We start from the raw sequence: 9,614 nt of genomic DNA, 5'->3' as shown, positions 1-9,614 counted from the left end.
CGTGGTGGCCGCGGTGGCGAGCGGCGCGGTCGCAAGCCGCAGGCTGCCGGTGCCGAGGCCCCCGCGGCCGAGGCTCCCGCCACCCCTCCGGCTGACAACACCGGAACGGAGGCCTGACCGACATGCTGATCCCCCGTAGGGTCAAGCACCGCAAGCAGCACCACCCCAAGCGGGACGGCGCTGCCAAGGGCGGCACGCAGGTGTCGTTCGGCGAGTACGGGATCCAGGCCCTCACCCCGGCATACGTGACGAACCGGCAGATCGAGTCCGCTCGTATCGCCATGACCCGTCACATCAAGCGTGGCGGCAAGGTCTGGATCAACATCTACCCGGACCGTCCCCTCACCAAGAAGCCCGCCGAGACCCGCATGGGTTCCGGTAAGGGTTCCCCGGAGTGGTGGATCGCCAACGTCAAGCCCGGACGCGTGATGTTCGAGCTGTCGTACCCCAACGAGAAGATCGCCCGTGAGGCCCTGACTCGCGCCGCCCACAAGCTGCCGATGAAGTGCCGGATCGTCAAGCGCGAGGCAGGTGAAGCGTGATGTCGGCCGGTACCAAGGCGACCGAGCTGCGCGAGCTGGGCAACGAGGAGCTTCTCGCGAAGCTCCGCGAGGCCAAGGAAGAGCTGTTCAACCTCCGCTTCCAGGCGGCGACGGGTCAGCTTGAGAACCACGGTCGGCTCAAGGCCGTCCGTAAGGACATCGCGCGGATCTACACCCTGATGCGTGAGCGCGAGCTGGGCATCGAAACGGTGGAGAGCGCCTGATGAGCGAGAACAACGTGACTGAGACCGCAGAGGCCCGCGGCTTCCGCAAGACCCGTGAGGGTCTCGTCGTCAGCGACAAGATGGACAAGACCGTCGTCGTCGCCGTCGAGGACCGCGTCAAGCACGCGCTGTACGGCAAGGTCATCCGCCGTACGAACAAGCTCAAGGCTCACGACGAGCAGAACGCCGCCGGCGTCGGCGACCGCGTCCTCCTGATGGAGACCCGGCCGCTGTCCGCCACGAAGCGGTGGCGCGTCGTCGAGATCCTCGAAAAGGCCAAGTAGGTAATTCCCGCAAGGGAATTCCAACAGATAGGTATCCTGCGGGCACCCCCGCAGGACAGTTCCGCCAGGCTCGGTGGGGGCTCGTCTCGTGACGAGGCGGCCCCCGCCGGGAACCGGCAGACACACAGGAGATAGACGTGATCCAGCAGGAGTCGCGACTGCGCGTCGCCGACAACACTGGTGCGAAGGAAATCCTTTGCATCCGTGTGCTCGGTGGCTCCGGTCGCCGCTACGCGGGCATCGGTGACGTCATCGTTGCCACCGTCAAGGACGCGATCCCCGGCGGCAACGTGAAGAAGGGCGACGTCGTCAAGGCGGTCGTCGTGCGCACCGTCAAGGAGCGTCGTCGTCCGGACGGCTCGTACATCCGTTTCGACGAGAACGCCGCCGTCATTCTGAAGAACGACGGCGACCCTCGCGGCACCCGTATCTTCGGCCCGGTCGGCCGTGAGCTGCGCGAGAAGAAGTTCATGAAGATCATCTCGCTCGCGCCGGAGGTGCTGTAAGCATGAAGATCAAGAAGGGCGACCTGGTCCAGGTCATCACCGGTAAGGACAAGGGCAAGCAGGGCAAGGTCATCGCGGCCTTCCCCCGCGAGGACCGCGTCCTGGTCGAGGGTGTCAACCGGGTCAAGAAGCACACCAAGGCCGGTCCGACGGCCAAGGGTTCGCAGGCCGGCGGCATCGTCACGACCGAGGCGCCGATCCACGTCTCCAACGTCCAGCTGGTCGTGGAGAAGGACGGCAAGAAGGTCGTCACGCGGGTCGGTTTCCGCTTCGACGACGAGGGCAACAAGGTTCGCGTTGCCAAGCGGACGGGTGAGGACATCTGATGGCTACCACCACGACTCCGCGTCTCAAGACGAAGTACCGCGAGGAGATCGCGGGCAAGCTGCAGGACGAGTTCAAGTACGAGAACGTCATGCAGATCCCCGGCCTCGTCAAGATCGTGGTCAACATGGGTGTGGGCGACGCCGCCCGCGACTCCAAGCTGATCGAGGGCGCCATCCGCGACCTCTCCACGATCACCGGCCAGAAGCCGCAGGTCACCAAGGCCCGTAAGTCCATCGCGCAGTTCAAGCTGCGTGAGGGCCAGCCGATCGGTGCCCACGTCACGCTCCGTGGCGACCGCATGTGGGAGTTCCTGGACCGCACCCTGTCGCTCGCGCTCCCGCGCATCCGCGACTTCCGCGGTCTGTCCCCCAAGCAGTTCGACGGCCGTGGCAACTACACCTTCGGTCTCACGGAGCAGGTCATGTTCCACGAGATCGACCAGGACAAGATCGACCGTGTCCGGGGTATGGACATCACCGTGGTCACCACGGCGACCAACGACGCTGAGGGCCGCGCGCTCCTTCGTCACCTCGGCTTCCCGTTCAAGGAGGCGTGAGCGAGATGGCGAAGAAGGCTCTGATCGCTAAGGCTGCTCGTAAGCCGAAGTTCGGTGTGCGCGCGTACACCCGCTGCCAGCGCTGCGGTCGTCCGCACTCCGTGTACCGCAAGTTCGGCCTGTGCCGTGTGTGCCTTCGTGAGATGGCTCACCGCGGCGAGCTGCCGGGCGTGACCAAGAGCTCCTGGTAATCCCCGCTTTTAGGGATTCCGGAAGCTCTCGGTAAGCACTGGGCGTGTCAGGCGCCCTCCTCTCCATGGCTTAGGCTTGGGGGGTTGGGCGCCTGACGGTCGTCCGATACGACTTACTACGCCGTAGGTCCCCGCACCGCACCCGTCCCGCCACCGAGTGGGGAGAGGGATGGCGCATACAGGAAACCCCGGCGAGAGAGGCCGAAGGCCAATTCATGACCATGACTGATCCGATCGCAGACATGCTGACGCGTCTGCGGAACGCGAACTCGGCGTACCACGATTCCGTGACGATGCCGGCGTCCAAGATCAAGTCGCACATCGCGGAGATCCTCCAGCAGGAGGGCTTCATCACGGGCTGGAAGGTCGAGGACGCCGAGGTCGGCAAGAACCTCACCCTTGAGCTGAAGTTCGGCCCGAACCGTGAGCGCTCCATCGCGGGCATCAAGCGGATCTCCAAGCCCGGTCTCCGGGTGTACGCGAAGTCCACCTCCCTGCCGAAGGTGCTGGGCGGCCTCGGCGTGGCGATCATCTCCACGTCGCACGGGCTCCTCACCGACAAGCAGGCCGGCAAGAAGGGCGTGGGTGGGGAAGTCCTCGCCTACGTCTGGTAGCAGAAGGGAACGGAGGAAACAGCTATGTCGCGTATCGGCAAGCTCCCCATCGCGGTTCCCGCCGGCGTGGACGTCACCATCGACGGCCGCACGGTGAAGGTCAAGGGCCCCAAGGGCGAGCTGACCCACACCGTCGCAGCACCGATCGACATCGCCAAGGGTGAGGACGGCATTCTCAATGTCACCCGCCCCAACGACGAGCGTCAGAGCAAGGCCCTGCACGGCCTGTCCCGCACGCTGGTGGCGAACATGATCACCGGCGTGACCCAGGGTTACGTGAAGAAGCTCGAAATCAGCGGTGTCGGTTACCGTGTGGCCGCCAAGGGAACGAGCCTTGAGTTCGCTCTCGGCTACAGCCACCCGATCGTCGTCGAGGCCCCTGAAGGCATCTCCTTCAAGGTCGAGAACCCGACCCGCTTCCAGGTCGAGGGCATCGACAAGCAGAAGGTCGGCGAGGTTGCGGCCAACATCCGCAAGCTGCGCAAGCCCGACCCGTACAAGGCCAAGGGCGTCAAGTACGAGGGCGAAGTCATCCGCCGCAAGGTCGGAAAGGCGGGTAAGTAAGCCATGGCATACGGACAGAAGATCCTGAAGGGCGACGCCTACAAGCGCGCCGCGATCAAGCGCCGTCACCTGCGCATCCGCAAGCGGATCAACGGTACGGAAGAGCGTCCCCGTCTGGTCGTTACCCGCTCCAACCGCCACATCGTGGCCCAGGTGATCGACGACCTCAAGGGGCACACCCTTGCGTCGGCGTCCACCCTGGACACCTCGATCCGCGGTGGCGAGGGCGACAAGTCCGCGCAGGCCAAGCAGGTCGGCGCCCTGGTCGCCGAGCGTGCGAAGGCCGCCGGTGTCGAGGCCGTTGTCTTCGACCGCGGTGGCAACCAGTACGCCGGGCGCATCGCCGCCCTGGCGGACGCCGCCCGCGAAGCCGGGCTCAAGTTCTGAGCCGCTCGTAGCTAGCGGAAAGAGAGAGGTAATCCAATGGCTGGACCCCAGCGCCGCGGTGGCGGTGCCGGTGGCGGCGAGCGGCGTGAACGTAAGGGCCGTGACGGCGGCGCTGCTGCCGCCGAGAAGACCGCGTACGTAGAGCGCGTCGTCGCGATCAACCGTGTCGCCAAGGTTGTCAAGGGTGGTCGTCGCTTCAGCTTCACCGCGCTGGTCGTGGTGGGCGACGGTGACGGCACCGTGGGTGTCGGTTACGGCAAGGCCAAGGAGGTGCCGGCCGCCATCGCCAAGGGTGTTGAGGAGGCCAAGAAGCACTTCTTCAAGGTCCCCCGTATCCAGGGCACCATCCCGCACCCCATCCAGGGTGAGAAGGCGGCCGGCGTCGTTCTCCTGAAGCCGGCTTCCCCCGGTACCGGTGTTATCGCCGGTGGCCCGGTGCGCGCCGTCCTGGAGTGCGCCGGTATCCACGACGTGCTGTCGAAGTCGCTCGGCTCCGACAACGCGATCAACATCGTCCACGCGACGGTGGAGGCCCTCAAGGGTCTTCAGCGTCCGGAGGAGATCGCGGCTCGCCGTGGCCTCCCCCTGGAGGACGTCGCCCCCGCGGCTCTGCTGCGGGCGCGTGCGGGAGCGGGTGTCTGATGGCCCGCCTCAAGATCACGCAGACGAAGTCCTACATCGGCAGCAAGCAGAACCACCGTGACACCCTGCGTTCGCTCGGGCTTAAGCGCCTGAACGACGTGGTCGTCAAGGAGGACCGCCCCGAGTTCCGCGGCATGGTGCACACCGTCCGCCACCTCGTGACGGTCGAGGAGGTCGACTGATCATGGCGGAGAACAGCCCGCTCAAGATCCACAACCTCCGTCCGGCCCCCGGCGCCAAGACCGCGAAGACCCGTGTCGGTCGTGGTGAGGCGTCGAAGGGTAAGACGGCCGGTCGTGGTACCAAGGGCACCAAGGCCCGTTACCAGGTTCCGGAGCGCTTCGAGGGTGGCCAGATGCCCCTCCACATGCGTCTCCCGAAGCTCAAGGGCTTCAAGAACCCGTTCAAGACCGAGTTCCAGGTCGTGAACCTCGACAAGCTGGCCGCGCTCTACCCCGAGGGTGGCGAGGTCACCGTCGAGGGTCTGGTGGCCAAGGGTGCCGTTCGCAAGAACAGCCTCGTCAAGGTCCTCGGCCAGGGTGAGATCTCGGTGGCGCTCCAGGTGACGGTCGACGCCGTCTCCGGGTCCGCCAAGGAGAAGATCACCGCCGCCGGCGGCACGGTCACCGAGCTCGTCTGAGCATCTCAGGCGTCTCGATGACATGAGCGATCCCGACCGGGGATACCCCACATATGGGGTATCCCCGGTCGGTCGTTCCAGAGGGGGCAGTGTCGCCGGTAAGGTGGCCTGCGCTGTTGTTTTCTTCATCGTCGTTACCCAACCGTCGAACCTCAGACCGTCACCCTTGACGCAGATGCGCGGGGGTCGCAGGAGGCACCGTGCTCACCGCGTTCGCCCGGGCGTTCAAGACGCCCGACCTGCGCAAGAAGCTGCTCTTCACGCTCGGCATCGTCGTGGTCTACCGGGTCGGTACCCACGTTCCGATCCCGGGCGTCGACTACAAGTCCGTCCAGCGGTGCGTGGACGAGGCGTCCGGCAACCAGAGCCTCTTCGGGCTGATCAACATGTTCAGCGGCGGGGCCCTGCTCCAGATCACGATCTTCGCGCTGGGGATCATGCCGTACATCACGGCGAGCATCATCCTCCAGCTGCTGACCGTCGTGATCCCGCGCCTGGAAGCCCTCAAGAAGGAAGGGTCGGCGGGTACCGCGAAGATCACGCAGTACACCCGCTACCTGACCGTGGCGCTCGCCATCCTTCAGGGCACCGGTCTCGTCGCCACCGCGCGCAGCGGTTCGCTCTTCTCCGGTTGCAGTGTCGCGAACAGCATCGTGCCCGACCGCGACATCTTCAGCACCATCGTCATGGTCATCTGCATGACCGCCGGTACGGCCGTCGTCATGTGGCTCGGTGAGCTGATCACCGACCGCGGCATCGGCAACGGCATGTCCATCCTGATGTTCATCTCGATCGCCGCGACCTTCCCGTCCGCGCTGTGGTCCATCAAGAAGCAGGGCAAGCTGGCCGACGGCTGGATCGAGTTCGGCACCGTCATCGCCATCGGCCTCGTCATGGTCGGCCTCGTCGTCTTCGTCGAGCAGGCGCAGCGGCGCATCCCGGTCCAGTACGCGAAGCGGATGATCGGCCGCCGATCCTACGGCGGTACCTCGACGTACATCCCGCTCAAGGTGAACCAGGCGGGTGTCATCCCCGTCATCTTCGCCTCGTCGCTGCTCTACATCCCGGCGCTGATCGTCCAGTTCTCCAACTCGCAGGCCGGCTGGGCGACCTGGGTCACGCGGAACCTCGCGGACACGGCGGCGCCCGTGCACATCGCGCTGTACTTCCTGCTGATCGTGTTCTTCGCCTTCTTCTACGTCGCGATTTCCTTCAACCCCGAGGAAGTTGCCGACAACATGAAGAAGTATGGTGGATTCATCCCGGGCATCCGGGCTGGCCGACCGACCGCTGAGTACCTCTCCTACGTGCTCAACCGGATCACCTGGCCGGGTTCGCTGTACTTGGGCCTGATCGCTCTCGTCCCGACGATGGCGTTGGCTGGTTTCGGGGCAAACCAGAACTTCCCGTTCGGCGGTACCAGCATCCTGATCATCGTGGGTGTCGGTCTGGAGACGGTGAAGCAGATCGAGAGCCAGCTCCAGCAGCGCAATTACGAAGGGTTCCTCCGCTGATGCGAATCGTCCTCGTCGGGCCGCCGGGTGCCGGGAAGGGTACGCAGGCCGCGTTCCTCGCCAAGAACCTGTCGATCCCGCACATCTCCACGGGTGATCTCTTCCGCGCCAACATCAGCCGCCAGACCGAGCTGGGCAAGCTCGCGAAGTCCTACATGGACGAGGGCAATCTGGTGCCGGACGAGGTCACCATCGGGATGGCCAAGGACCGCATGGAACAGCCGGACGCCGAGGGCGGGTTCCTGCTCGACGGCTTCCCGCGCAACGTCTCCCAGGCGGAGGCGCTGGACGAGATGCTGCGCACCGAAGGCATGAAGCTCGACGCGGTGCTGGACCTGGAGGTCCCCGAGGAGGAGGTCGTCAAGCGGATCGCCGGGCGGCGGGTCTGCCGGACGCACTCCAGCCACGTCTTCCACGTGACGTACAGCCCGCCGAAGGTGGAGGGCGTCTGCGACGTCTGCGGTGGCGAGCTGTACCAGCGCGACGACGACTCCGAGGACACGGTCCGGACGCGGCTGGAGGTCTACCACACGCAGACCGAGCCGATCATCGACTACTACAAGACCCAGGGGCTGGTCGTCACGATCTCCGCACTGGGCAAGGTCGACGAGGTCACGGGGCGGGCCATGGAGGCGCTCCAGGGCGAGTAGGCCCGGTGTCTCACGGCACATGTCTCACGTCGAACCCCCGCTGTCCCCTGGGACGGTGGGGGTTCTTCGTTTGCGCTTTGCCGTTTCGTGAATTGACTGTGGACACGCAAGATCTCGATCGCTAGGGTCATGCCAGACCAACGGGGGAACGGTGGTCGGCAAGGCCAACTTCCGTCTGCCCCCGTGGAGTTGAGCCGTTCGCGGCTCCTGTCAACGGGGAGAACTTCATGAAGACCGCACTCAAGCGCGCCGGCGTCGTCGCAGCCTCCGCCGCCGTCGCCATCGGGTTCGCGTCCTCGCCGGCCATGGCGAGCAACGTCAGCATCAGCCTGCCGAACGGGCGCGGGACGATGACCTTCATCGACGACGGTGACAAGTTCCGCGTCTGTGACACGCGGGTCGACGATCACGGGGTCACCGGGTACGTCCGTCAGCTGCGTGCGGACGGGCGGATCGTCACGATCCTGACCATCGACGACGGCGGGGACAACGGGTGTGACACGAAGGAGACCGACCTGCTGGGGCGGACGCCGCACGACATGGTGCTGTGCTGGAACGGGGGCGGGGCCTGTGTCGTCTCGCCGGTGATCCGCGAGAGCTGAGCGGCTCCGCCGGGTTGACCGGGCCCCGGTCGGGGTGGGTGGCCTTCGGCCCCTGCCCCGGCCGGGGCTTCGGCGTACGTCAGGGCGTGGGCGTAGGGGGGTGGGCGTATTCTGGGGGGCCGCAGAACCGACCGTGGCCCAGGAGGCGCAGACCAGCATGGTGCAGATCAAGAGTCCCGAGCAGATCGCCAAGATGCGTGCGGCGGGGCTGGTCGTCGCTGCGATCCATGCGGCCACGCGGGAGGCGGCGGTGCCGGGGGCGTCCACGCGGGATCTCGACGAGGTTGCCCGCAAGGTGATCGCCGAGCACGGGGCGAAGTCGAACTTCCTGGGGTACGGGGGGTTTCCGGCGACGATCTGTACGTCCGTGAACGACGTCGTCGTGCACGGGATTCCGTCCGACGAGGTCGTGCTGAAGTCCGGGGACATCATCTCCATCGACTGCGGGGCGATCGTCGACGGGTGGCACGGGGATGCCGCGTACACCGCGTTCGTGGGGTCCGGGCATGCGCCTGAGCTGGTCGAGCTGTCCCGGGTGACCGAGGAGTCGATGTGGGCCGGGATCGCGGCGATGAAGCTGGGGAATCGGCTCGTCGATGTGTCCCGGGCCATCGAGACGTACATTCGCCGGCAGCCGAAGGTGGGGGGCGGGCGGTACGGGATCATCGAGGACTACGGCGGGCACGGCATCGGGACCGAGATGCACATGGATCCGCATCTGCTGAACTACGTCGACCGTAAGCGGGGGAAGGGGCCCAGGCTGGTGCCCGGGTTCTGCCTCGCCATCGAGCCGATGGTGTCGCTCGGGACGCCGAAGACCGAGGTCCTCGCCGACGACTGGACCGTCATCACCACGGACGGCACGTGGTCGTCCCACTGGGAGCACTCCGTCGCCCTGACCGACGCCGGCCCCCTGGTCCTGACGGCTCCCGACGGGGGCAAGGCGAAGCTGGCGGAGTACGGGGTGACTGCGGCGCCGGATCCGTTGGGGTAGGGGAGGGGGCGGGGCATCGGGCTGGTGCGGGTCCGTGCCCCTGAGGGGGGTGGCGCCGTGCTCTGTCGGGTGCGGGCCCGTCGTGGCTGATCGCGCAGTTCCCCGCGCCCCTGAGGTTCGTGGGGGTGGCTGTGCCGTGTCGGGTGCGGGTTCGTTGTGGCTGGTCGCGCCCACGCGGCGGAGCCGCAAGTGTCACAGCCCCGCGCCCCTAAACCCGTCGGCCGTCTGCCGGAGTGTAGGGCCGAGGTCGGAGGCGCGTAGCCTTGCCCGCTGCTCCCGCTGCTCCCGCTGCTCCCGCTGCTCCCGCTGCTCCCGCTGCTCCCGCTGCTCCCGCTGCTCCCGCTGCTCCCGCTGCTCCCGCTGCTCCCGCTGCTCCC

Annotated in this window: 18 protein-coding genes; 17 read left to right on the top strand and 1 reads right to left on the bottom strand. The window is 66.5% G+C overall.

Translation table 11 applies throughout. The features are described from left to right. Nucleotides 1–122 precede the first annotated feature (122 nt). The 17 genes from rplP to map all read left to right on the top strand — a co-directional run bounded on the left by rplP (nt 123) and on the right by map (nt 9,237). The gene (gene rplP / locus ACVNF4_RS27335; RefSeq protein ID WP_355869336.1) at nt 123–542 is read left to right on the top strand and encodes a 50S ribosomal protein L16; all 420 of its coding nucleotides are present in this window, start codon (nt 123–125) and stop codon (nt 540–542) included. Next, complete coding sequence (gene rpmC, locus ACVNF4_RS27330) at nt 542–766, top strand: 50S ribosomal protein L29 (protein ID WP_461805535.1); 225 nt, start codon at nt 542–544, stop codon at nt 764–766. Before rplP ends, rpmC begins: the two co-directional genes overlap by 1 nt. Continuing rightward, nucleotides 766–1,050, top strand: coding sequence for a 30S ribosomal protein S17 (gene rpsQ / locus ACVNF4_RS27325; protein ID WP_461805534.1), 285 nt, complete (start codon nt 766–768; stop codon nt 1,048–1,050). The genes rpmC and rpsQ overlap by 1 nt, the downstream gene beginning before the upstream one ends. 137 nt (nt 1,051–1,187) lie before the next feature. Beyond that, nucleotides 1,188–1,556, top strand: coding sequence for a 50S ribosomal protein L14 (gene rplN, locus ACVNF4_RS27320; RefSeq protein ID WP_055718836.1), 369 nt, complete (start codon nt 1,188–1,190; stop codon nt 1,554–1,556). Nucleotides 1,557–1,558: 2 nt separating this feature from the next. After that, on the top strand, nt 1,559–1,882 hold the full coding sequence (gene rplX / locus ACVNF4_RS27315; RefSeq protein WP_355869341.1) for a 50S ribosomal protein L24: 324 nt from the start codon (nt 1,559–1,561) through the stop codon (nt 1,880–1,882). Next, nucleotides 1,882–2,439 (top strand): 50S ribosomal protein L5, encoded by a 558-nt coding sequence (gene rplE / locus ACVNF4_RS27310; protein WP_055718835.1) that lies wholly within the window; start codon nt 1,882–1,884, stop codon nt 2,437–2,439. Before rplX ends, rplE begins: the two co-directional genes overlap by 1 nt. Nucleotides 2,440–2,444: 5 nt before the next feature. Then, nucleotides 2,445–2,630 carry a type Z 30S ribosomal protein S14 gene (locus ACVNF4_RS27305; RefSeq protein ID WP_003956452.1) on the top strand — a complete coding sequence of 62 codons (186 nt, stop codon included), beginning with the start codon at nt 2,445–2,447 and terminating at the stop codon, nt 2,628–2,630. Between the two features lie 215 nt (nt 2,631–2,845). After that, nucleotides 2,846–3,244, top strand: a complete 399-nt coding sequence (gene rpsH / locus ACVNF4_RS27300; protein ID WP_030788259.1) for a 30S ribosomal protein S8 — start codon at nt 2,846–2,848, stop codon at nt 3,242–3,244. Between the two features lie 24 nt (nt 3,245–3,268). Next, nucleotides 3,269–3,808, top strand: a complete 540-nt coding sequence (gene rplF / locus ACVNF4_RS27295) for a 50S ribosomal protein L6 (RefSeq protein WP_461805533.1) — start codon at nt 3,269–3,271, stop codon at nt 3,806–3,808. Nucleotides 3,809–3,811: 3 nt separating this feature from the next. Next, nucleotides 3,812–4,195: a 50S ribosomal protein L18 gene (gene rplR, locus ACVNF4_RS27290; RefSeq protein ID WP_010354226.1), complete on the top strand. Its 384-nt coding sequence runs from the start codon at nt 3,812–3,814 to the stop codon at nt 4,193–4,195. Between the two features lie 36 nt (nt 4,196–4,231). Continuing rightward, nucleotides 4,232–4,837: a 30S ribosomal protein S5 gene (gene rpsE / locus ACVNF4_RS27285; RefSeq protein ID WP_461805532.1), complete on the top strand. Its 606-nt coding sequence runs from the start codon at nt 4,232–4,234 to the stop codon at nt 4,835–4,837. Continuing rightward, the gene (gene rpmD / locus ACVNF4_RS27280) at nt 4,837–5,019 is read left to right on the top strand and encodes a 50S ribosomal protein L30 (protein ID WP_005313525.1); all 183 of its coding nucleotides are present in this window, start codon (nt 4,837–4,839) and stop codon (nt 5,017–5,019) included. The genes rpsE and rpmD overlap by 1 nt, the downstream gene beginning before the upstream one ends. A gap of 2 nt (nt 5,020–5,021) precedes the next feature. After that, a complete protein-coding gene (gene rplO / locus ACVNF4_RS27275; protein WP_055718833.1) occupies nt 5,022–5,477 on the top strand; it encodes a 50S ribosomal protein L15 in 456 nt (151 codons plus the stop codon). Nucleotides 5,478–5,677: 200 nt separating this feature from the next. Then, nucleotides 5,678–6,991, top strand: a complete 1,314-nt coding sequence (secY, locus tag ACVNF4_RS27270; protein WP_461805531.1) for a preprotein translocase subunit SecY — start codon at nt 5,678–5,680, stop codon at nt 6,989–6,991. Continuing rightward, nucleotides 6,991–7,641 carry an adenylate kinase gene (locus tag ACVNF4_RS27265; RefSeq protein ID WP_461805530.1) on the top strand — a complete coding sequence of 217 codons (651 nt, stop codon included), beginning with the start codon at nt 6,991–6,993 and terminating at the stop codon, nt 7,639–7,641. The genes secY and ACVNF4_RS27265 overlap by 1 nt, the downstream gene beginning before the upstream one ends. A 227-nt stretch (nt 7,642–7,868) precedes the next feature. Continuing rightward, a complete protein-coding gene (locus ACVNF4_RS27260) occupies nt 7,869–8,243 on the top strand; it encodes a hypothetical protein (protein ID WP_461805529.1) in 375 nt (124 codons plus the stop codon). A 157-nt stretch (nt 8,244–8,400) separates the two neighbouring features. Continuing rightward, complete coding sequence (gene map / locus ACVNF4_RS27255; RefSeq protein WP_461805528.1) at nt 8,401–9,237, top strand: type I methionyl aminopeptidase; 837 nt, start codon at nt 8,401–8,403, stop codon at nt 9,235–9,237. Between the two features lie 192 nt (nt 9,238–9,429). Here map and ACVNF4_RS27250 read toward each other — a convergent pair. Then, nucleotides 9,430–9,614 (bottom strand): hypothetical protein (locus tag ACVNF4_RS27250; RefSeq protein ID WP_461805527.1); only part of this gene is annotated, 185 nt, incomplete at its 5' end.

It is taken from the genome of Streptomyces sp. S6 (assembly GCF_054880855.1).
This window is presented reverse-complemented; position numbering and strand designations above follow the sequence as displayed.